This window comes from Pseudomonas sp. HR1, from assembly GCF_030175875.1.
In the GTDB taxonomy this organism is placed as follows: domain Bacteria; phylum Pseudomonadota; class Gammaproteobacteria; order Pseudomonadales; family Pseudomonadaceae; genus Chryseomonas; species Chryseomonas oryzihabitans.
Window position 1 is genome coordinate 233,792 of sequence record NZ_JASNRF010000003.1, and the last position, 22,360, is coordinate 256,151.

Consider the following 22,360-nt stretch of genomic DNA (forward strand, 5'->3'; position numbering starts at 1 on the left):
GTCTCCAGGGAAGCGGCAAGGGAAGGTCGATGATGCGCTTTCCGGGAGGCCCGGCAACCGGAACTGTGATCCGGAAAGCTTTGGTAACCCCTCTGGCAGGCCAGAGCGTGCGCTAGGCTGCAGTTCACCGGTGCGATGGCGAACCTATCCGGGTATCGTGCATTCTTTTTCCTTTCTGGCGGTTCGGCTGGGCCGAATCTTTCATCCTTAGTGACCAAGGTTGATCCATGCAGCGTAGACACCTGCTCAAAGCGTCCCTGGCCCTGGCGGCCTACACCGGCATTCCCTCCACCGGGCTGTTTGCCCTCCAGGCCTTTGCCAATCCGGCCAACGGCGATGGCCAGGCCTTCGATTTCGACTGGCTCAAGCAGCACGCCAAGGAGCTGGCCGGCCAGGCCTACCAGCCCACCGCCCAGAAACTGCCCGACACCCTGGCGAACATGACGCCGCAGCAGTTCAACGCCATCGGCTACGATGCCAAGCATTCGCTCTGGCACGACCTCAAGGGCCAGCTGGACGTGCAGTTCTTCCACGTCGGCATGGGCTTCAAGACCCCGGTGCGGATGTTTTCGGTGGACCCCAAGACCAACGAGGCCAAGGAAGTCCACTTCCGCCCCGAGCTGTTCAACTACAACGACAGCGGCGTCGACAAGAGCCAGCTCAAGGGCGACCTGGGCTTCGCCGGCTTCAAGCTGTTCAAGGCGCCGCACCTGGCCCAGTACGACATCGTCTCCTTCCTTGGCGCCAGCTACTTCCGCGCCGTGGACAAGACCCGCCAGTACGGCCTCTCGGCCCGCGGTCTGGCCATCGACACCTATGCCGATCGCCCCGAGGAATTCCCCGACTTCACCAAGTTCTGGTTCGTCACCCCGAACAAGAACAGCACCCGCTTCGTGGTCTATGCGCTGCTGGATTCGCCCAGCGCCACCGGCGCCTATCGCTTCGATATCGACTGCCTGAACGACCGCGTGGTGATGGACGTGGACGCCAACGTCAACGCCCGCCGCGACATCAAGCAACTGGGCATCGCGCCCATGACCAGCATGTTCGGCTGCGGCACCCACGAGCGCCAGACCTGCAACACCTACCACCCGCAGATCCACGACTCCGATCGCCTGGCCATGTGGAAGGGCAACGGCGAGTGGATCTGCCGTCCGCTGAACAATCCGCCCAAGCTGCAGTTCAACGCCTTCAAGGACGACAGTCCCAAGGGCTTCGGCCTGGTGCAGACCGATCACGAATTCGAAAGCTACCAGGACGTCATGGTCCGCTACGACCGCCGGCCGAGTCTGTGGGTCGAGCCCACCTCCGCCTGGGGCGAGGGTGCCATCCAGTTGCTGGAGATCCCCACCACCGGCGAGACCCTGGACAACATCGTGGCCTTCTGGGCGCCGGCCGAGACCATCACCGCCGGCAAGTCGCTACACTATGGCTACAAGCTGCACTGGAGTGCGCTGCCGCCGGTGAGCACGCCGCTGGCGCGGGTCTATGCCACCCGTTCCGGCATCGGCGGCTTCCCCGAGGGCTGGGCGCCCGGTGAGCACTGGCCCAAGGTCTGGGCGCGGCGCTTCGCCATCGATTTCAACGGCGGCGGCCTGTCGTTCCTACCCGAGGGTACCGGCATCGAGCCGGTGGTCACCGTCACCGACGGCAAGGTGCAGGATTTCCACGTGCTCAAGATCGACGAGATCGGCGGCTACCGGGTGATCTTCGACTGGTACCCCACCAGCGACAAGGCCGATCCGGTGCAGATGCGTGCCTTCATCCGCACCCAGGATCGCGCCCTGAGTGAAACTTGGCTGTACCAGTACTTCCCGCCAGCCGCCGATAAGCGCCGCTATCCGGACTGGAAACAGTCCTAAGCGGTCAGCAAAAAGCCGCTGTGCCTCCCCGGCGCAGCGGCTTTTTTGTGCCCGGAAGAAGGGCGTGGGGCTGACTGATCGCGGTGGTCAGTCGGCCAGCACCACCTGGTTGCGCCCCGCGCGCTTGGCCCGGTAGAGCGCCGCGTCGGCCAGGCCGTAGGCGAGCTCGAAGTCGGTGCCCGGCAGGTTGAGGCTGAGGCCGAAGCTGGCCGTCACCGGCGCTGTACCGGTCGCCTCCCGGGCGATGCGCAGACGCAGGCGTTCGGTCATGGCCAGGGCCTCGTCCCGCGCCAGGGTCGGCAGCAGCACGGTGAATTCCTCGCCACCCACCCGACCGACGATGGCCGGCGCCTGGACCAGCTCCTGCAGGCAGCGGGCGATGGCCTGGATCACCCGATCGCCGGCGGGATGGCCGAACTCGTCGTTGATGCGTTTGAAGTGGTCGATGTCCAGCACGATCATGGCCCCACCCCGTTGCCGCAGGGCCTGGCCGGCCTGGTCGATCACCGCGCCGCGATTGAGCATCCCGGTGAGGGCGTCGTGGGTGGCGCGATACTCCAGCTGCTGGCTGAGGGTCTGCAGTTGCTGGTTGAGGGCGTTCATCTCGCGTTCGGCGCGATCGCTGCGGGCGATCAGCCGACGGGTCTCGCGCATCAGGCGTTCAAAATGCAGCGTCAGGTCGCCCAGGGCGGCTCGGTAGCGCTCGGCATCGGCGTCGTCGGCCCCATAGAGGGCGCGCGCCGCCTGCAGCACCCCGGCTTCCTGCTCGAACAGGTCGGGGCCCGCCTCGGCCGGGCTGCAGCGCCTGACGCTGGCGGTCATGCCGGCAGCTCGGGATGTTCGATGAACGTCAGCGCCTGGAAGTCCAGTCGCAGTTCTTCGCCAAATTCCTGGATGGTCTCGTCCTCGGCATCGTAGTACCAGTGCAGCTCCACCCGGTTGCCGGCCTGGGCCGCCTGGTCCAGGGCGTCGAACAGGGTGAACAGCATCTTGGTGCTGGAGCTGTTGAAGTAGGCCAGGGCCACGTGCACCCGGATGCGGGCGTCCCGGCGCTGGTCGAGGTAGGCCCGCAGCGACTCGATAACCGGCAGGTAGAAGGCCGCGGCGTTTTCCGGAAAGGATTCGCCCTTGAGCCAGAGTTCGTCCTCGGCGAAACGGAAGTCCACCTCCGGAGAGGTGGCGGTGGGAGCGATGAACATGGTGTCCATACGAGGTGGAGGTCCCTGTCAGATGATGGCTTTCAGGCAGAACAGGGTGGTGCCCGGCGTCTGCGTCGAGGGATGGAAGGCAAATTCCAGAGGCGCGCTGGCGTCGCGCGCCATGGTCAGGAAGCCGAGACCGGCGCCCTTGCTGTCGGCCGGGGTCTCGGCGCGCAGGGATTCGCGATAGGCCTGCTTGATCTGTTCCAGCGACATGCTGCACAGCGGCTCGAGCCGCTCGCGCAGGGCGTCGACCTTGTCGCTGGCGATGGGGTTGGCGCAGAGCATCTGGTAGTTGCCGTCCTGGCGGGTGATACAGACCGAGCCCTGGCCCAGCTTGGTGTCCGCCAGGGCGTCCGGCGGCAGCGCATCGGCGGAATAATGCAGGACGTTCTGTGACAATTCGATGAAGGAAGAAAACAGCTTGCGCCGGGTGGCGCCGCTGATGCCTTCGAACTCCAGTTGCAGCTTCACCACCTCGGCCATGGCGGCGACGATGCCATGGGAGAAATAACCGCGGTGATAGAAGATCACGTGCTGCTGCTGGGCGATGTCGAGAAAAGCGCCGTTCGCGGGAAAGGAGGCGGTCATGTCGTTCAGGCCACGCGGATGCAAAGGAAGGTGAGGTCGTCGCGACGCAGTTCGTCGCCTTGCCAGTGGGCGAGGTCCGCGCTGAGTTGCTCACAGAAGGCGGCGGTGGGCAGCGCACGCGATTCGCTCAGCCGGCTCAGGGCGCGGCGCTTGCCAAAGGAGGTGCGCCGCGGGCCGCCGATCTGGTCGATCAGGCCATCGGTGGTGGCGAACAGCAGGCTGCCCGGCGGCAACGGCAGGGTGGTGGCCGGCCAGCACTGGTCGAGCGGGCTGTCGGCGTAGCCGATCCCCAGGCGCAGCGGCGCCAGGGTCAGGACGTCCGCGGCGTCGGGCGCCAGCAGGTGGAGCGGCATGCGGGCGCCGGCGTAGGTCAGGCTGTGACTGCCTCTGTCCACCCAGAAGCAGGCCAGGTCCAGGCCGTCGTTGGATTCGGAGATGCCGCCGGACTGCCCCAGCATGGCCTTGACGCTGGCGTTGATCGCCGCGAGCAACGCCGAGGGATCGCGCGGTCCCAGCTGTTGCAGGGCCTGGGTCAGGGACGCCGAGGCGATCAGGGTCATGAAGGCGCCGGGCACACCGTGGCCGGTGCAGTCGGCGATGGCACCGAACCAGCCGTCTGCGTGCTGGGCGAAGTGATAGAAGTCGCCACCGACCACGTCGCGCGGCTGCCAGACCAGGGTGGCGTCCTGTTCCATCACCGCCAGGGCCTCGCGCGAGCTGCGCAGCATGGCGCGCTGGATGACGCTGGCGTATTCGATGCTGTGCATGATCTGGCGATTCTTCTCGGCCTGCAGGTCTGAGACGATGCGCATCAGCTGCACGCCCAGGCCGAGCCCGGCGAAGCGCCCTTCGCGGGTGACGATGAAGCCATCGGCCAGGGCCTTTTCGCCCACCTCGACGGTGCGCCGGGTCAGCTCCTCGATGGACAGACCGGCATCCACCACCAGCGGCTCCTTGTCCATGAAAGCGATGCAGCTCTTGCGATCGTAGACTTCACGGTGATACGGCTTGCTCATCTGCGAGAGAAAGATGTCGCGGTTGATCAGGCCGATCGGGCGGTCGTGCTCGACTACCGCGAGACTGGTGATCTCGCGGCGTTCGTTGAACAGGTCCATGACCATGGCGTTGGTGTGCTCGGCCTCGACGGCGGGCCACTGGGTGCAGAGGTCGAGGGCGCAGCGTTGGCTGGGGCGGGAGGCGGCACGCGCGGAGGGCAGGGGAGCGGACGACATCGATACGAATCCGTTCTCGGGAGGTCGATGCAGCCTAGGGGCTCCGTGTTGAGCTTTGATGACAGGAGCTGGCCAGGCGCCAGCATAGTGCCGGGCCTGGCCAGGTGGGCGTCAGCCGGTCAGGACCCCCAGGGCGGCGCGGGTGAACGGCGGGGGCGGCACGGCGTTGAGCACCGCACCCTGGAGCACCAGACCGCTGTAGGCGAACTGGCGCTGGGTGGCCTCGATTTCCTTGGCGGTGTTGCAGCCATGGCGCGACACCAGCAGACAGGTGCCGGCCTGGGCGGCCAGCAGCACGGCATCGGTCACCGCCAGCACCGGCGGGGTGTCGAGGATGATCAGTTCGTAGTCCTGCTGCAGGCCGCGCAGCAACTCGGTACAGCGCGCGCTCATCAGCAATTCGGCCGGATTGGGCGGGCGGACGCCGCCCACCAGGCAATCCAGGCCGGGGATCGCCGAGGGCTGGATCGCCTGCTCGGGCGTCGCCAGCCCCGCCAGCACCTCGGCCAGACCCGGGCGGCGGGCCAGTTGCAGGCGCCGGTGCAGGCGTCCGCGCCGCAGGTCGGCATCCACCAGCAGCACCCGCGTCCCGCCTTCGGCCAGCACCCGCGCCAGTTGCATGGCCACCGAGGACTTGCCGGCGCCGGGGCTGGCGCTGGTGATCAGCAGCAGGTCATTGCGCGCCTCGGTGCGGGCGAAGGCCAGGCTGGTGCGCAGGATCCGCAGGGCCTCTTGGTAGCCGCTGTCGAGTGAGGTCTGCAGCGGGCCGCCGAGTTGGCGGCTCGGCGCCAGTGGCAATTGCGCCAGCACCGGCAGGCCCAGATTTTCCAGGCCCTCGGCGTCTTCGATGCCGCGCTCCAGGCTGGCGCGCAGATAGACCCAGGCCATCCCGGCCAGGCAGCCGAAGAGCAGGGCGCTGAGGATCAGCAGGGGCTTCTTGGGATAGACCGGGGCGATCTGGGTATAGGCGCTGTCGATGATGCGCACATCGCTCACCGTGCCGGCGCGCACCACCGACAATTCCTGGATGCGCTTGCTCATCAGCGCATAGAGCTTGTCCGCCGCCTCGACGTCGCGCTGCAGGCGCAGGACCTCCTGCTGGGTCTGGGGCAGCTTGGCCAGGCGCTGCTGTACGGCCTGGCGCTCGCCGTTGAGCACCTGGCGGCGCGCCAGCAGGGTCTGGTACAGCGGGTGGGTGGTGGTGAAGCGCAGGGCCAGTCCGAGACGCTCCATCTCCAGGGCCGACAGCTGGCCATCGAGGTCCACCGCCTGGCGCAGCAGGCTGCGTCCCTCTTCGCCGATGGCGATGGAGCCCTGGCGGCGCTGATAGCGGTCCAGCGCCTGGCGGCCGTCGGCCAGGCGCTGATTCACCCGCGGCAACTCCTGGCGCAGGAAGGCCAGTTGCTGGGTGGATTCGTCGGCGTTGCGGGTCACGTCCTGGCGCACATAGGCCTCGGTGATGCCGCGCAGGATGCGTTGCGCCCGCTGCGGATCGGTGTCCTGCAGCTGGATCGAGAGGATGCCCGAGCGCTTGCCGCGCTCGCTGACCATCAGCCGCTCCTGCAGCGCCTGGATGGCCACACCGCGGCGTTGCTTGACGAGGATGAATTCGGTGCCCGGATAGGCGTGCAGCTGGGCGATGTCCAGCTGCAGCTCGCCGGCGCTGGCCGGCTGGCCCAGCCGACCTTCCAGCAGGCGCTTGCCCTGGGCATCGCTCAGCAGGAAGCGATCCGGGGCCTCGGCGGTGAGGGTCAGCGGCTGGCCATAGAGGGCGTCGGGCACGCTCAGCCTGGCGATGGTCAGCTGTTCGCCGCCCCAGGCGAAGCGCGCGAGGCCGAACAGCGGCGGGGCCACCCCGGTGCCCGCGCGTTCGTGGCGGCGCGCCAGCCAGTCGCCCAGCAGCGGCAGGCGCCGTGGGGTGACGCTCAGGTCCAGGCCCTCGGCGTCCACCACCTCGCCGACCACCCGCCGCGAGGTGAGCAGCTGCATCTCGGTGATGGCTTCCGGCGGCGGCAGCGGTCGGCCGTTGTCGGCTTCGTCCAGCCGCACGATGCCGCGCTGGTATTCGATCTGCACCGTCGCCACCGCCTGATAGCGCGGCGCGGCCAGTTGCGCATAGGCCACGCCCAGCAGGGTGCAGAGGACGATGCAGACGAGCAGGCTGCGGCGATGGCGCCAGAGCGCGGCGCAGTAACGGGCGAAACCTATGTCCGCGGCCTGGGTGGCGGCGGGGAGCGTCTGATGCGACTTGTCCATGCAGGAGCGGGCCTTTGGGGCAGGTACGAGAAAGGACAGCCGTCGCAGCCGCACGCTGGCGAGAGGGCAGCGCGCGGCGAACCGGGGGTCGAAATCGTCACACCAGGCAGGGCACAGCTGGGAACGCCAGGCGCTGGATCGGGGATCCGCGCCTTGTCGGCTGGAGTGCTGCGTCGACTCTAAGCGAAAGCAAAAGCCAAAAATGTGACACTCCGTGCAGAACGCGACGGATGCCCGCTTGGCAGCGTCAAGGTGCTAAGGCAGTCTTCTTCGCGACCTGTCGTGTCTCCGGACGACAAGCCCTGGCTCGCGCCGGGTTTTCCGGAGCCGCTGGTGCCCTGCCGAAGCTGGCGGATGCACCCGGGTATCAGATGCAAACGCCGCTGCCTCCCGGCAACGGCGTGTTCCTGACGGCTTCTTGAATGTAGTCAGCGGTTGAAGCCCGGTTACCCACCCACGCGCCTCTTGGCCTGCGTGGGCGGTCTTGCACCGGTTGTACCAGGCCTGCGGAAGATGGCGCCTGGTTCTTCACTGCCCTGGACGGCGTTCTCGACTGCATGGCTGTCAGGAGACAGGACAATGAGCGTGGTATCTGACGTTACCCATCCCGGGGTCCGGGTGGGACGGTGGCCGTTCTGGCTGGGCGGTCTGGTGGTCGGTCTGCTGTTGCTGCTGGCGCTGCTCTGGCGCCTGCCGGATTTTCGCGACGGCACCGGGGCGCAGAATCTCGAAGCCAGCTATCACGTCCTGCTCAGTCTCAATGCCCTGGACGAATCCGGCGTGACCCGCCACTGGTGGCTGCCCACGGTGACCCTGGGCGGCAGTCACGACAAGCAGGTGTCCTGGGGTGCGACCATCCCCACCCACAGTGGCGACTACGTCTACACCAGCTTCAGCAGCTACGGCTTCCTCGCGCCCTATCTCGGCCTCAAGGCCGCAGGGCTGACGCCTTCGCTGCACAGCCTCGCGCTGTTCAACGCCGCCCTCGGCGCCCTCACGGCGCTGCTGCTGTTCCGCCTGCTCTACCTGGTGCTGCGCAGTCACGGCGCCAGCCGCGGCCTGGCCGCCACGAGCGCGGTGCTGGGCTGCCTGATCGCAGTGTTCAGCCGCGAGGCGCTGCTGTCCCAGGGCCTGCTCTACTGGGTGCAGAGTTTCTACCAGGTGCTGCTGCTGGCCAGTCTGCTGACGCTCTTCCACTACCTGCAGGCGCCTGCCGGCCAGCGCCAGCGGCTGGGCTGGCTGCTGGCCGGCCTGGTCTGCTTCGGCGCCCTGACCGAATGGACCGGCTACGTCTTCGGCGGCGGGCTGGTCGCGCTGTTCTGGCTGCAGCGCCGGCAATTGCCGGAAGGCCAGCGCATGGCCTGGCGCCTGGCCTTCGCCACGGCGCTGGCCGGATTGCTGGTGCTGCTGCACTACAGCCTGGCGGCGGGCCTGTTGCCGACGCTCAAGGCCTTTGCCCGGCGCTTTCTCGCCCGCAGTCCGAACAATGCCCACCTGACCGACTTCTTCGCTGGCTACGGACTGTCCTTCGGCCTGTTCTTGGCCGCGGTGGCCATCGCCCTGGGGGTACTGGTCTGGAAGCGCAAGAGCCTGAACTGGCCGCGCAGCACCACGCTGCTGCTGGTCGCCGCCAGCGTGCCACTGCTGGAAAATCTGCTGCTGCTGCAGCATGCCACCCAGTTTTCCTTTGATCGCCTCAAGTTCATCTTTCCCGCCGCGCTGCTGCTCGGCCTGGCCTTTCTGGCCCTGAAGACCCCGGGGCGCGCCGTGCTCGCCGTGGTGCTGGTGGCCGCGGCCCTGCAGAACGGCCAGACCTATCGCCAGGACCTCGCCGGCTATGCCGGCTGGGGCGCCATCGACCGGCAGAACCAGGTCCTGGTCGGGCTGGTGAAAGGCCAGGTCGCGCTGGACTGCACCCTCATCTCCACCGACATGACGGTGCGCGGCTACGCCAACCTGCTGTTCCACCGCAGCATCCACGAATTGCAGCGCCAGCCGCTGGACTACCACGGCGAGCCGGGGGCCTGTGGCGGACTCTATCTGGAAGGCCGGGATTTCCGCGTCGACCTGCCCGAATACACCCGCGCCCGCCTGAGTCTGGCGGACGGTCGCCAACTGACCTACGCCAAGGTCGAGGGTGACTGGCGCCTGCAATGAACGCCCCATCCATGAACGTGCTGCGAGGAAACCGGGTATGCCGGGTACGCTGATCAATCGACTGAGTTTTCTGGCCCTGGGTGGCCTGATGGTCCTGCAGTTCGGCGTCTTCGAACAGAGCCCGACCAATCCGGTGGGCATCCGCTACGTGGGCGAGCTGTACCTGGCGATCTGCCTGGGTTTCTTCGCGCTCTTCACCCTGAGCACCTGGCATCGGCCGCAGCGCGACTATCGGCTGCTGATGGGCTTCTGCCTGTTTTCCACGGCGGTGTTCGTCGGCCTGCCGGCGGTGTTCGCCCAGCTGTTCTGGGGCCAGCCGCTGGTCTACGGCCTCATCGAGGAGCGGCGCGTGCTTTACTGCTTCAGCGCCTTCCTGGTGCTCTACCTGGCCAAGCGGCTGAATGCCGTGCAGTTCGAGAATCTGATCATCCTGGTCGGGCTGCTCTCGGCGCTGCTGTGCTGGCTGTCCTACTTCAAGATGCTGCCGGACCTGCGCGAGGAGGTGAAGGACCTCAGCCGTCCCGGACGGGCCTCCACGGGGGCGGGCGCCATCTTCTTCGGCTACTTCATCTGCATCTACTTCGCCGGTCGCGGGCGTTCCTTCATCGACGGCCAGTTGCGGCCCAAGCTGAGGCACGGCCTGCTGGCGCTGTTCTTTCTGGCGACCATCGTGGTGGTGTTGCAGACCCGCCAGCTGATCGTGGTCTGCCTGGTGTTCACCATCCTCGCCCTGCGCGCGCGTCTGGTCGGCCCGGCGCTGTTCGGCGCTATCATCATCGCACCGCTGATCCTCTATCCGCACCTCCTGGAAACCCTCGGCTTCAACCTGGATTTCTATGCGCGCTCGGTGCAGGAAGGCCCCACCGACAACGTCCGGGAAAACACCATTTCCCAGATCATCAACCACCTGCAGCTGTACAACGGCCTGCCCAGCGGCAGCCTCAGCCTGATGTGGAACGACGGCTTCAAGCCGATCTTCGGCGACTACTTCTTCCTTTCCGACGTCGGCATCTTCGGCACCGTGTTCCGCTTCGGTTTCCTGTCGATCCTGGTGATTCCCATCGGCCTGGCGGTCCACTACCTGGTGGCGCGCAAGCTGAGCCGGGACCTGGAATTCACCCTGGCGGTATTCCTCGCCTTCATGACCATCTGGCCGCTGCAGGGACTGTTCGAATACCAGGGCACCGCGGCCCTGCTCTTCGTCATGCAGGCGCTGAAGACCTACCACGGCGCGCCCCAGTACGGGGTCATCAGCCTGCCGGAGCGACCGGGAGCGCTGCCGCCCGGTCGCCAGGTCCTGCCGGTCTAGCAGCCGGTCAGGCGTTCGACGCGGCGTTCGCCGGGAAAGAAGAAGGGGCGCAGGCGCACGCCCAGGCTGTTGCCGAAGAAGGCGGCCACCAGCCACAGCCAGCCGTGCAGGCTGCCCGAGGCGATGCCGCTGAAGTAGGCGCCGATGTTGCAGCCATAGGCCAGCCGCGCGCCGTAGCCCAGCAGCAGGCCGCCAAGCACCGCCGCCACCAGCGACCGCGCGGGAATGCGCAGGCTGGGGGCGAAGCGGCCGGCGAGACCGGCGGCAGCCAGGGCGCCCAGCATGATGCCGAGATTCATCACGCTGGTGACGTCAAACCAGAAGGGCTCGGCCAGCGCCCGGGCATTGGCCGGTTGCTGCCAGAAGGCCCAGCCGGAGACGTCCAGCCCGAGCAGACCGGCGCCCTTGGCGCCCCAGAGGGCGAAGGCCGAGGTGACGCCCCAGGGGCGACCGGCCAGGGCCAGGGTGACGAAGTTCAGTATGGCCAGGGCGATGGCGCCCCAGACCAGTGGCCAGTTGCCGCGCAGCAGGCGCGCCGCGCCCTGGTGTTCACCGGGCACCGTGACTTCCAGCGAGCCGTGGCGACGGCGCTCCAGTACCACCGAGACCCCGGCGATCAGGGCGAAGGCCGCCAGGCTGACCAGGATGCCGGGCAGCACGCCCAGGCTGGTCACCAGGGAGGTCGGCGGCAGACTGGGCAGGGCGAACCACCAGCCCAGGTGCTGGGTGGCGATCAGCGAGCCGATGACGAAGAACAGCAGGGTCACCAGCATCCGCGCATTGCCGCCGCCGGCGGTGAACAGGGTGCCCGAGGCGCAGCCGCCGCCCAGTTGCATGCCGATGCCGAACAGGAAGGCGCCGACCACCACCGAGGTGGACAGCGGCGAGACGTTGCCGCGCACCGCCTCGCCGAACAGGCTGCCGGCGCCCAGGGCGGGAAAGAACAGCAGCACCGCCAGGGCCAGCATCACCATCTGGGCGCGCAGGCCGGCGCCGCGGCGGTCGAGGATGAACACCCGCCAGGCCGAGGTGAAGCCGAAGGCGGCGTGGTAGAGGGTCAGGCCGAGGGCGCCGCCGAGCAGCAGCAGGAGCGCCTGACGGCCGCCCACGGCCTGGCCTAGAAAGACCATGCCCAGGGCGAGCAGGCAGGTCGCCCACAGGGCCGCCCAGGGCAGGCGAGGAGAGGAAAGCGTAGAGGTCTGCTGCATCATGGTTCCGGTAGCTTCGAACTAAAGTCCGACTATTTTAGTAGGACTTGCCCGGGAATCCCAGCCAACCGTCAGCTCTGGTTGAATGAAAGGGTTACATCGATATAGCCAGAAGTTATCTAGCGTTCAGGACAGCCGTTTGGCCGAGGGCGTGGTCAAAGCGGCCAAAGGAATCCCCTGGAGTCGCCGTGTCCGCTGCTGCCGTGCCGTCTGTTCCCGCCTTGCCTACCCTGCCGCGATTGCGCGGCTGGACCGCCCTGGCCGCTGCCCTGGTGCTGGCCGGTTGCAGCCTGACGCCCAGCTCCCAGGGTCCAACCCGTTCGCCGGCCGAGGTGCGCGCCGAGCTCCTGCGGCTGCTGCCGGCCAGCGTCGCGGATCGGCAGGGCTGGGCCAGCGATATCCAGACCGCCTTCAGCGCCCAGGGCCTCGAGCCCTCGACGGACAACCTCTGCGCCGTGCTGGCGGTGGCGGAGCAGGAATCCACCTACCAGGTCGATCCGCCGGTGCCGGGGCTGGGGCGGATCGCCCGGGAAGAGATCGACAGACGTGCGGCGCGGGCCTATGTGCCTCAACTGCTGGTGCGCACCGCGCTCAACCTCAGGTCGCCCACCGGCAAGACCTACGCCCAGCGCCTGGACAGTGCCCGAACCGAGCGCGAGCTGAGTCTGATCTTCGAGGACTTCATCGCCATGGTGCCCCTGGGAGGCCAGTTGTTCGGGCGCTTCAATCCGGTGCGCACCGGCGGCCCCATGCAGGTCAGCATCGACTTCGCCGAGGCTCATGCCCGCGGCTATCCCTATGAGCGCGAGGGTTCCATCCGCCACGAGGTGTTCAGCCGACGGGGCGGTCTCTATTTCGGCACCGCGCACCTGCTGGGCTATCCGGCGGACTATGCCACGCCGCTGTATCGCTTCGCCGATTTCAACGCCGGCTGGTACGCCAGTCGCAATGCCGCCTTCCAGAGCGCGGTAAGCCGGGCCACGGGGATGAAGCTGGCGCTGGACGGCGATCTGGTGGTGCCCGGTTCGCGGACCCAGGGCGAGACCGAGCGGGCGGTCAATCGCCTGGCGCCGGCCCTGGGCATGAGCGACATCGCCATCCGCCACGACCTGGAGGCGGGGGAGTCCGAGGACTTCGCCAAGACCGATCTCTATGCCAAGGTCTATGCCCTGGCCGAGCGCAAGGCCGGTCGCAGCCTGCCGCGCGCCATCCTGCCGGGCATCACCCTGGAAAGTCCCAAGATCACCCGCACCCTCACCACCGCCTGGTTCGCCCAGCGGGTTGAGGAACGCTGGCAGCGCTGCCGGGGCCGCGCCGCGCGCTGAGGGGAGCAGGGGGCCGAACGGCGTTTTCCAGGTGACGAGGGTCGGGCCCGGGGATGGCAATTGGCCAGACTATTCGCCTAACATGGGGCGATGAAGCGGCCTCGCGCCGTACGGTTCTGGTGTAGTCCCTAGAGGTCCAGATGACCGATACCCCCGGCTCCCGGTTGACGCTGATCGTCGACCAGCCCACCCCTACGGCCCGCCATCGGCTGCCACCCCGCGAACAGGCCAAGGCCCTGCGACTGCTGCGCACCCTGGGCCTCGAAGCCGATACCCCGCCGGAACTGGTGCTGGCCTGGCTGGAACGCCGCGATGGCGGTTGTTCGCTGCCGGAAGCGGCGCGCCAGATCGGCCTGGGCAACTGGCTGGGGATCACCACCAGCCTGGCCGACCTCACCCAGAATCTGGCGCGCTTCGAAGCGGCCTACGCCCTGGACAGCGTGCTCGACTCCCTGACCGTCCTGGCCGAGCAGTCGCCGCCCGAGTCCCGCTAGCGGCTAGAGGCCGGCACCACGGATGTTGACGTAGAGGCTGTACAGCGAGTGGGAACCGGCCATGAACAGCCGGTTGCCTTCCGGGCCGCCAAAGCAGAGGTTGGGGCAGCGTTCCGGCAGGTGGATGTGCCCCAGCGCCTTGCCGCTGGGATCGAAGACCCGCACGCCATCGAGCGCCTCGGGCTTGGCCGCCGGCGCGCCACTGCTGCCCCAGCCGCACCAGAGATTGCCCGCCACGTCGCACTTGATGCCGTCCAGGGCGCCGTATTCCAGCGCCTCGATGTGCTTGCGGCGCTCGCCCAGGCTGCCGTCGTCCCTGACCGTATAGGCCCACACCAGGCGATTGGGCTTGGCGCGGCCCTCGACCACATAGAGCAGCTTTTCGTCCGGCGAGAAGGCCAGGCCGTTGGGGCCGTTGAGATCACCGATCACCCGGGTCACCGCCAGGCTCTCGCCGTCGATGCGATAGACCCCATCGGGTTGCTCGGTCTTGACCCTATGACCCTCGTAGTCGCTGTTGGCCTGGAACGGCGGGTCGCTGAACCAGATGGAGCCGTCACGCTTGACCACCACGTCATTGGGCGAATTGAACGGCTTGCCGTCGAAGCTATCGGCCAGCACCGTGATACGCCCATCGTGCTCGGTGCGGGTGACCCGCCGCCCGAGGCCGTGAGTGGTGGAGCCTTCACAGGCGATCAGCCGACCCTGGCGATCACGGGTCAGGCCGTTGGCGAAATTCGACTGGGCACGGTAGGTGTCCAGCCGGCCGCTGACCTCATCCCAGCGCACGATGCGGTTGTTGGGGATGTCGCTCATCAGCAGGTAGTTGCCATCGCCGATCCACACCGGGCCTTCGGCCCAGCGCAGGCCGGTGGCCAGGCGTTCGACACTGGCGTTGAACAGCCGCAACTCGAGGAAGCGGTCGTCGAGGATCTCGATCAGCGGATCGGGATAGCGTTGGCTCAGGGGTTCCCCGGCGCGGGCGAGACCGGGCAGGGCGAGGGCGGCGCCGCAGACCAGGCCGCTCTGGAGCAACTGGCGACGTGACAATGGCCGGGCGAGGCCCGGGAGGGAGTCATGCATGGTGCAGGTCCTTGATTGTTATTGTTCAGACGAGGCAATGCGGATCAACCTGTATCGGCAGGTCAATTGTATGACATCATATGTCTTGTGATGGATGGCGCCAACCGGGGCACGGGCCTAGTCGGCCTCGAGCACCAGGCAGGTCCGACCGCGGCCCTGGCGTTTGGCCTGATAGAGGCGCCGGTCGGCTTCGTGGAGGAAGCCTTCGAGGTCGTCGGCGAGGCCGCTGAAGACGCCGGCGCTGAACGACAGCGGCGGGGCGCCGGGGGCATAGCTCTGGGCGTGGCAGTAGCGGCGCAGCAGGTCCAGCGCCTGCAGCAGCTGCTCCGGTGGCATCCGGCTGACCAAGGCGAATTCCTCGCCACCCAGGCGACCGGTGAGATCCTGGGGCAGGGTCCGGGCCAAGGCCTGGGCGAAGACCACCAAGGCACTGTCACCGCTGGCATGGCCGTGTTCGTCGTTGATGCGCTTGAAGTGATCCAGGTCCAGCATGGCCACGCTCAGGGCGTGGCCCTCGCGTTCGGCCTGGCGGAACAGCTCCTGGGCCTGATCCTGGAAGGCGCGCCTGTTGCGCAGCCCGGTGAGGGAATCGTACTGGGCGGCGTGGGTGAGGGCGCGCATGAGATCCCGCCGTTCCAGGGTCGAGACCACTCGGCAATTGAGCTCCTCGGGGCAGAAGGGCTTGCGCAGGAAGTCGTCGGCCCCCTGCTTGATGAACTTGGCGCTGAGCGAACCCTTTTCGTCGGCCGACAGGCCGATGATGCTGAGGTCGTGGCGGCGCAGCTTCTGCCGCAACATCTGCACCAGTTCGAAGCCGCTGAGGCCGGGCATGCTGTGGTCCACCACCAGCAGGTCGATGTCCGGCTGCTCCTGCAGCAGGCGCAGGGCCTCGTTGCCGTCGCAGGCGTCCAGCAGCTGGTAGCGGTGGGGCGTCAGCACATGGCGGATGTAGTTGCGGGTGGCGTCGGAGTCCTCGGCGATGAGGATCTTGACCGCGGTATTGCTGTCCAGCCGCCGCAGCAGCCGGAAGGCGAATTCGTAGGAGTACTGGCTTTCCTTGAGCACATAGTCGACCACGCCCTTGGTGAGCAGGTCGTCGCGCCGGCGCTCGTCGTAGGAACCGCTGAGGACGATGCAGGGCAGACGATAGCGCAGCACCAGATCGACGCTTTCGCCATTGGGCGCATCGGGCAGGTTGAGGTCCACCAGGGCGGCGAAGAACAGATTGGCCGAGGTTTCCAGCATCAGCTCGGCTTCGGCCAGGGTGGCGCAGAATACCGGCTCGAAGTCGCGCTGCTGACGAAAGAGGTGCGCCAGAATCTTGAGGACCATGGGGCTGTCTTCGATGACCAGGATGGAGCGCACCGGTAACTCCTGCAGGGCAAAGATCGGCCGAGAATAGTTCTGGCGTCAGAGGAAGGGATCATTCGCCTCTGCGTATCGGCCAAAGGATCGACGACTTGAATGGCCGCCGATCCTTCCCGGTTCAGCGGTCCGCCTGGCCTTCCAGCTGGCGCCGCCGGGGCAGGCGCAGGGCGTCGTCGCGCGGCAGCGGGCGACTCAGCAGGTTGCCCTGCACCTTGTCCACCTGCAGCGCCTTGAGCGCTTCCAGCTCGGCGAGGGTTTCCACCCCCTCGGCGATCACCTCCTTGTGGGTCTCGCGGGCGAAGGCGATGATCGCCGAGGCCAGCGCCCGGCGTTCGGCGTCGCGATCGATGTCGCGCACCAGGCTCATGTCCAGCTTGATCATGTCCGGCCGCAGTCGAAGGATGTGCCTCAGACTCGAATAGCCGGCGCCGGCATCGTCGATGGCCAGGCGCACGCCCTGGGCCCGCAGCGGTTGCAGCTGGGCATGCAGGGCGTCGTAGTCGTCGACCTCGGCATGTTCGGTGATCTCCAGCACCAGGCGTCCGGGAGGATTGCCGGCCAGCAGCGCTGGCAGGCGCCCGCCCAGGATGGTCTGCGGCGAACAGTTCATGGTCAGGTAGCTGTCGTCGGGCAGACTCTGCAGCCCCTGCAGGGCGAAGCGCATGGCGCATTCTTCGAGCTCGTCCCCCAGACCGATGGCGCTGGCTTCGGAAAACCACAGGTCCGGGCTGCGCTGCGGCGGGCAGTGGAAGCGCGACAGCGACTCCCAGCCAGCGATGCGCAGATCCGCCAGGTGATAGATCGGCTGGTAGACGATGCTCGGCTGGTGGGCGGCCACCGCGCCCTGGATGCGCTCGCGCATCTCCACCTGGCCGCGGCGACTGGAGACGTCCAGGCTGAGGCGATCGGCCACCAGTTCGGCAAAGGTCCGCACCAACTCCAGGTCACGGGGACTCAGGGTCGGATCGGGCTGGTACTTGAAGCAGCAGAAGGTGCCATAGAGTTCGCCATCGCTGAGCCGCACCGGCACGCTGACGTGAGCGCCGATGGGCACGCTGCGGGTTTCCGGGATCAGCCGGGTAGCGCCGACGGCGCGGGTGTCGGGGATGAGTTCGGGCAGGTGGCCGGTCACCACCTGCTGACAATAGCCCTGGCTGAGCGGCAGGGCATCGCCGGCCTTGAGCGGCGCATCGGGCGCCGCATCGACGTTGCGAAAGACCCGATCCTGCTGGCGAAATTCGGCAAGAAAGGCCACGTCCATGTCCAGGTGGATGCGCAGCGCGTGCAGCACCTTGTCGATGCAGCCCTGGCTGCTCAGGTTGCCGGTATCCAGGCCAACCACCTCCAACAACTCGGTACCTGATTCCCTCATGTCCTCACTCCCGGGAAACTACGACCTGAACCAGTGTAGAGCCTGGAATGAATTTGTCAGTCAAATGACCTCATCCATTCGGCTTAACCCCGTTCGGCGTACCAGGCCTCGAAAGCGGGCAGGGCCATGGGCCGGGCCAGCAGATAGCCCTGGACCTCGTCGCAGCCGGCTTCCTGCAGGAAGGCCAGCACCTCGGGCGTCTCTATGCCCTCGGCGACGCTGCGATAGCCGAGCTTGCCGATCAGCGCCAGCAGCGCCCTGACCACCTCCTGCTTGCGTGGATCCTCGGGCAGGTCATGGATCAGCGAGCGGTCGAGCTTGACGCTGGTGACCGGCAATTCGTAGAGATAGGCGAAGTTGCTGTAGCCACTGCCGAAGTCGTCGATGGCAATCTCCAGGCCCAGCTCGCGCAGGGCATGCAGCTGAGCGATGGCCTCGGGATTGCGTTTCAGCCATTCGCCTTCGGTGATCTCCACTTCCAGCCGCCGCGGATCGACACCCTGGCGCTGGCAGGTCTCGCGCAGCAGGTCGACCAGATCGCCTTCGTCGAAATCCCGTGGCGACAGGTTGAGCGACAGTCGCCCCTGATAGCGATTGTCCCAGTGCGCCAGCTGGCTGACGGCGGTACGGATCACCCAGCGGGTGACGCTGTGGATCAGCGCGGTCTTCTCGATCGCCGGAATGAAGTCGCCGGGCGCGATGGGACCGAGTTGCGGATGGGTCCAGCGCAACAGGGCTTCGGCGCTGCACAGTCGACGTCCGGGCAGAGCCAGGCGTGGCTGGAAGGCCAGGCTGAAGTCGCCGCGCTCCAGGGCTTCGGGAATCTGCCGGACCAGCTGGAAGATCCGCTGGAAGGCCTCGTCCCGGGGGCGTTCGTAGACGACCCAGTGACGACTGCTCAGCGCCGCCTGATCGACCGCCACCATGGCCTTGCGCAGCAGGTCGCGGACTTCGCCCGCGTCGAGCAGGAAGGGCACCACACCGGCCTTGACCGGCGGATCGATGGGAATGCGGTCGGCCTGGACCGGCATCCGCAACTGGGCGATGAGCGCGTCGAGCAGCGGCGGATAATCGCAGTCCTCCGGCAGCAGGAAGGCGAATCTCTTGGTGTCCACGTGATAGACCTTGGCCCGCTCGCTCAGGGCGTCGCACAGGCGCAAGGCCAGGCTGCGCAGAAAGGTCTCGAAGGGCCACATGCCCTGGGCCAGAATCAGTTGCTCCTTCCAGTGGGTCTCCAGGGGATCCACCAGCACCAGCAGGCGCCCCTCGTCGGGCTGGAGTTCGGCCAGTTGGGCGACATCGGCGTGGAACTGCTGGCGATTGGGCAGGCCGCTGACCGGATCACGGCGGCGCAGGTGCTGGCGCAGGCCTATGAGGCTCATCACCTGGGCGGCGAAATCGTCCAGGCGCTTGCGTTCCGCGGCCGTCAGTTCGCGCGGCTGGCTGTCGAGGATGCACAGACTTCCGATGGCATAGCCGCCCTCGGTGACCAGGGTCGAGCCGGCATAGAAACGCACATGGGGGGCGCGTACCACCAGGGGGTTATGGCTGAAGCGGGTATCGCAGCAGGCATCGTTGATCTCCATCCGGCCATCCTCGGCCTGGATGGTGTGGGCGCAGAAGGCGTCCTCGATGGGCATCTGCGCCAGGTCGAAGCCGACGCGGGCCTTGAACCACTGGCGATCGCGATCCACCAGGCTGATCAGCGCGGTCGGCACATTGAAGCTGCTGGCGACCAGTTCGCAGAGGCGATCGAATTCCTCCGCCGGCGCCGAATCCAGCAACTCCAGGGCGTGCAGGGCGTTGAGGCGGTCATCTTCGTACTTCAGTGAATCGGCCATCAGGCTATCTCGGGAATATCGATGAGCCTTGCTCGAGCAACAAGCCCATCCTGGAAGAACTGCCGCGACCCGAGCCAGGCGAGTGCAGCAAACGAGAGGCAGGTCTGCGGAAGTATCGGCGAGAAATCATAAGACTTTAGCCGTTTCGTCTCGCCTGCCAGTCTGGAACCTTAGCGCGGCTGCACGTCAATCGCGAGCCCTGGTCGAAGGGATATCCCCTGCCGAGTAGCGACCATGACCCTGACCTGCCTGTTCGACATCAACGAGACCGTGCTGGACCTGTCCGCGCTGGATGGCCTGTTCACCGACCTGTTCGGTGACCCTCAGAGCCGCACGCTATGGTTCGCCCAGACCTTGCAGAACGCCATGAGCGCCGAGCTCTGTGGCCGGCACGCCCCCTTCGAGACCCAGGGTCAGGCGGCGCTGGAGATGATCGGCGCACGGTTCGGGCGAACGCTCACCGCCGCCGACCGGCAGCGCGTCGCGGACGCCCTCAAACGGCTGCCCGCCCATGCCGATGTCCGCGCGGGCCTCGATTTCGCCCGGGCACAGGGCGTGCGCTGCATCGCCTTTTCCAACAATGCGCGCGCCGCGACCCGGGCGCAGCTGGAATACGCCGGCCTGAGCGACGCCTTCGCCGATATCCTCTCGGCCGAGGACGCCGACGCCAGCAAGCCGGTTACGGCCACCTATCGCAAGGCCGCCAGCAGCCTGGGTCAACCCGCCGAAGACCTGTGGCTGATCGCCGTCCATGCCTGGGACATCGCCGGCGCCCAGGCCGCCGGGTTCAAGGGTGCCCTGCTGCAGCGGCGTCCCGACCAGGTGGCCAATCCCCTGGCGCCGCCCCAGGTGACCGCCGGCACGCTGCAAGAGGCAGTGGCGCGCATTCTGGCGCACGAGGGCCGCGGCTAGTTGCCCCGGCGTGCTAACGTCCGCGCCATCACCGGCGGGTGCCGGTTTTTCCAGACAGTGAGAGTCGCTTTCCCATGACGGATACCCTTGCCCGGCTGCGTGCCGGCGAACTGGCCGGGGCCACGCGCCTGACCCTGCGCGCCGATCTGACCGAATTTCCCGAAGAGATCTATAACCTGGCCGACAGCCTGGAAATCCTCGACCTGTCGGGCAATCGGCTGACCCGCTTGCCCGCCGACCTGGGTCGGTTGCACCAGCTGCGCATTCTCTTCTGCTCGGGCAATCCCTTCACTGAACTGCCCGAGGTGCTGGGCACGCTGCCCAGGCTGGAGATGATCGGCTTCAAGGCCTGCCAGCTGGAGCGGGTAGGCGCCGCGGCCCTGCCGCCACGCCTGCGCTGGCTGATCCTTACCGACAACCGCATCGCCGAGGTGCCCGCCGCCCTGGGCGAACGTCCCGCCCTGCAAAAGCTGATGCTGGCCGGTAACCGCTTGCAGCATCTGCCGGCGTCCATGGCCGACCTGCACCAGCTGGAACTGCTGCGGCTGTCGGCGAATCGCTTCGCCGCGCTGCCGCCGGCCATCCTGGAGTTGCCACGGCTGACCTGGCTGGCTTATGGCGACAATCCCCTGGGCGCCGAGCGCGAGCGCGCGGTGCGAGCTCAGGCCGCCCGCCAGCAGCGCATCGCCTGGGGTGATCTGCAGCTTGGCGAGCGGCTGGGGGAGGGCGCCTCCGGCATCATCCATCAGGCGCGCTGGCAATCGCCCACCGGGTCGCGCGAGGTTGCCGTCAAGCTGTTCAAGGGCAGCATGACCAGCGATGGCACCCCGGAAAGCGAAAGCGCCGCCAGCCTCAGCGCCGGCACCCATCCCTGGCTGATCGGTGCTCTCGGTGATCTGGCCGAGCATCCCGAGCAGCGCAGCGGCCTGGTGCTGGAGCTGGTGGAGCCGGCCTTCGGCAACCTGGCCGGTCCGCCCAGCTTCACCACCTGCAGCCGCGACGTCTATCCCGAGGACACCCGCTTCACCGCCAGCGCCGTGCGCAGCATGGCTGGCGGCATGGCCAGTGCCCTGGCGCACCTGCACGGGCACGGCCTGGTCCACGGTGATTTCTATGCCCACAACATCCTCTGGGACGGTGGCGCCCGCTGCCTGCTGGGGGATTTTGGCGGTGCCTCGCTGCTGCCCGAGGACGAGATTCAGGCGGCGCGCCTGCAACGCTTCGAGAGTCGCGCCTTCGGCATCCTGCTGGAGGAGTGGCTGGCGCGGTGCAGCGAGCCGGTCGATCCGGCACTGGCGGCCCTGGCCGCGGAGTGCCAGCAGCCCGCGCTCGATGCCCGTCCGCTGCTGGCCGAGGTGGCGCAGCGACTGCAGGGTTAGTCCCGGGGCTCGTCCAAGGCCCAGTCCACGGCGGCCAGGGCGTGCAGTCGCGTGGTGTCGAACAGCGGCACCGCACTGTCGCTCTGGTCCACCAGCAGCATGATCTCGGTGCAGCCGAGCACGATGCCCTCGGCGCCCCGGGCGACCAGTTCGGCGATGATGGCGCGATAGGCGGCCCGCGATTCGGCGCGCACCTCGCCGCGCACCAGCTCTTCATAGATGATGCGGTGCACGGTCTGGCGCGCGGTCGCTTCAGGCACCAGCACCTCCAGGCCGAAGCGCGCCGTCAGCCGCTCGCGATAGAAGGCCTGCTCCATGGTGAAGGCGGTGCCCAGCAGGCCGACGGTCCGCAGGCCCTTCGCCTGGATCGCCGTCCCGGTGGGATCGGCGATCTGCAACAGCGGCAGGGCCGTGGCCGCCTCGATCTCCGCCGCCAGGCAATGCATGGTGTTGGTACAGAGCACCAGCGCCTCGGCACCGCCGGCCGCCAGTTGTCGCGCATGCGCCTGCAGACGTAGACCCAGCGTCGCCCAGTCGCCGGCATGCTGCAGGGCAGCGATCTCGGCGAAGTCCACCGACAGCAGCAGGCAGGCCGCCGAATGACTGCCACCCAGTCGCCGCCGGACCTCTTCGTTGAGGATGCGATAGTAGTGAGCCGAACTCTCCCAGCTCATGCCGCCCAGCAGGCCCAGGGTGCGCATGGTCGTTCCCATGGTGATTGGCGAATGGGCATCTTGGCGCCTGTTCCCGCGGTGCGCGAGGATCAGTGAGG

18 protein-coding genes are annotated in these 22,360 nt (G+C 67.4%); 7 read left to right on the top strand and 11 right to left on the bottom strand.

Annotated elements, in window-relative coordinates; translation table 11 throughout:
• Window positions 1-227 precede the first annotated feature (227 nt).
• The gene (locus QKY98_RS12490; RefSeq protein ID WP_027602518.1) at window positions 228-1,862 is read left to right on the top strand and encodes a glucan biosynthesis protein D; all 1,635 of its coding nucleotides are present in this window, start codon (window positions 228-230) and stop codon (window positions 1,860-1,862) included.
• A gap of 87 nt (window positions 1,863-1,949) precedes the next feature.
• Here the strand turns inward: QKY98_RS12490 and QKY98_RS12495 are convergent, their stop codons facing one another.
• The 5 genes from QKY98_RS12495 to QKY98_RS12515 all read right to left on the bottom strand — a co-directional run bounded on the left by QKY98_RS12495 (window position 1,950) and on the right by QKY98_RS12515 (window position 7,140).
• A complete protein-coding gene (locus QKY98_RS12495; RefSeq protein WP_027597149.1) occupies window positions 1,950-2,684 on the bottom strand; it encodes a GGDEF domain-containing protein in 735 nt (244 codons plus the stop codon).
• On the bottom strand, window positions 2,681-3,070 hold the full coding sequence (locus QKY98_RS12500; RefSeq protein ID WP_007159605.1) for a DUF1987 domain-containing protein: 390 nt from the start codon (window positions 3,068-3,070) through the stop codon (window positions 2,681-2,683). Before QKY98_RS12500 ends, QKY98_RS12495 begins: the two co-directional genes overlap by 4 nt.
• An 18-nt stretch (window positions 3,071-3,088) precedes the next feature.
• A complete protein-coding gene (locus QKY98_RS12505; RefSeq protein WP_007159604.1) occupies window positions 3,089-3,652 on the bottom strand; it encodes a SiaB family protein kinase in 564 nt (187 codons plus the stop codon).
• A 5-nt stretch (window positions 3,653-3,657) separates the two neighbouring features.
• Entirely contained in the window at window positions 3,658-4,884 is a 1,227-nt protein-coding gene (locus QKY98_RS12510; protein ID WP_284671005.1) for a SpoIIE family protein phosphatase, read from the bottom strand.
• Window positions 4,885-4,995: 111 nt separating this feature from the next.
• Entirely contained in the window at window positions 4,996-7,140 is a 2,145-nt protein-coding gene (locus QKY98_RS12515; protein ID WP_284671006.1) for a polysaccharide biosynthesis tyrosine autokinase, read from the bottom strand.
• A gap of 579 nt (window positions 7,141-7,719) precedes the next feature.
• On the opposite strand from QKY98_RS12515, the gene QKY98_RS12520 reads away from it, so the two are divergent.
• A complete protein-coding gene (locus tag QKY98_RS12520) occupies window positions 7,720-9,297 on the top strand; it encodes a hypothetical protein (RefSeq protein ID WP_044341445.1) in 1,578 nt (525 codons plus the stop codon).
• A gap of 37 nt (window positions 9,298-9,334) precedes the next feature.
• Window positions 9,335-10,606: a hypothetical protein gene (locus QKY98_RS12525; RefSeq protein WP_027597144.1), complete on the top strand. Its 1,272-nt coding sequence runs from the start codon at window positions 9,335-9,337 to the stop codon at window positions 10,604-10,606.
• On the opposite strand, the gene QKY98_RS12530 is transcribed toward QKY98_RS12525, so the two are convergent.
• Window positions 10,603-11,814, bottom strand: coding sequence for a YeeE/YedE family protein (locus tag QKY98_RS12530; RefSeq protein WP_502945087.1), 1,212 nt, complete (start codon window positions 11,812-11,814; stop codon window positions 10,603-10,605). The genes QKY98_RS12525 and QKY98_RS12530 overlap by 4 nt on opposite strands.
• Window positions 11,815-12,017: 203 nt before the next feature.
• On the opposite strand from QKY98_RS12530, the gene QKY98_RS12535 reads away from it, so the two are divergent.
• Both QKY98_RS12535 and QKY98_RS12540 read left to right on the top strand, forming a co-directional pair.
• Window positions 12,018-13,139, top strand: a complete 1,122-nt coding sequence (locus tag QKY98_RS12535; protein WP_502694695.1) for a DUF1615 domain-containing protein — start codon at window positions 12,018-12,020, stop codon at window positions 13,137-13,139.
• A gap of 140 nt (window positions 13,140-13,279) precedes the next feature.
• A complete protein-coding gene (locus tag QKY98_RS12540; protein WP_007159597.1) occupies window positions 13,280-13,633 on the top strand; it encodes a hypothetical protein in 354 nt (117 codons plus the stop codon).
• 3 nt (window positions 13,634-13,636) lie between these two features.
• On the opposite strand, the gene QKY98_RS12545 is transcribed toward QKY98_RS12540, so the two are convergent.
• The 4 genes from QKY98_RS12545 to QKY98_RS12560 all read right to left on the bottom strand — a co-directional run bounded on the left by QKY98_RS12545 (window position 13,637) and on the right by QKY98_RS12560 (window position 19,297).
• Complete coding sequence (locus tag QKY98_RS12545; RefSeq protein WP_169854025.1) at window positions 13,637-14,716, bottom strand: SMP-30/gluconolactonase/LRE family protein; 1,080 nt, start codon at window positions 14,714-14,716, stop codon at window positions 13,637-13,639.
• Between the two features lie 117 nt (window positions 14,717-14,833).
• Window positions 14,834-16,081 carry a GGDEF domain-containing response regulator gene (locus tag QKY98_RS12550; RefSeq protein WP_027602525.1) on the bottom strand — a complete coding sequence of 416 codons (1,248 nt, stop codon included), beginning with the start codon at window positions 16,079-16,081 and terminating at the stop codon, window positions 14,834-14,836.
• 121 nt (window positions 16,082-16,202) lie between these two features.
• Window positions 16,203-17,456: a sensor domain-containing phosphodiesterase gene (locus QKY98_RS12555; protein ID WP_044341448.1), complete on the bottom strand. Its 1,254-nt coding sequence runs from the start codon at window positions 17,454-17,456 to the stop codon at window positions 16,203-16,205.
• An 83-nt stretch (window positions 17,457-17,539) separates the two neighbouring features.
• Complete coding sequence (locus QKY98_RS12560) at window positions 17,540-19,297, bottom strand: putative bifunctional diguanylate cyclase/phosphodiesterase (RefSeq protein ID WP_260982892.1); 1,758 nt, start codon at window positions 19,295-19,297, stop codon at window positions 17,540-17,542.
• A gap of 234 nt (window positions 19,298-19,531) precedes the next feature.
• Between QKY98_RS12560 and QKY98_RS12565 the strand changes: the two genes are divergently transcribed.
• Both QKY98_RS12565 and QKY98_RS12570 read left to right on the top strand, forming a co-directional pair.
• Window positions 19,532-20,209 (top strand): haloacid dehalogenase type II, encoded by a 678-nt coding sequence (locus tag QKY98_RS12565; protein ID WP_144960047.1) that lies wholly within the window; start codon window positions 19,532-19,534, stop codon window positions 20,207-20,209.
• 74 nt (window positions 20,210-20,283) lie between these two features.
• Window positions 20,284-21,588, top strand: a complete 1,305-nt coding sequence (locus tag QKY98_RS12570) for a leucine-rich repeat-containing protein kinase family protein (protein WP_284671007.1) — start codon at window positions 20,284-20,286, stop codon at window positions 21,586-21,588.
• Here the strand turns inward: QKY98_RS12570 and QKY98_RS12575 are convergent.
• A complete protein-coding gene (locus QKY98_RS12575) occupies window positions 21,585-22,289 on the bottom strand; it encodes an aspartate/glutamate racemase family protein (protein WP_284671008.1) in 705 nt (234 codons plus the stop codon). The two genes, QKY98_RS12570 and QKY98_RS12575, sit on opposite strands and share 4 nt — an antisense overlap.
• Window positions 22,290-22,360: the final 71 nt, after the last annotated feature.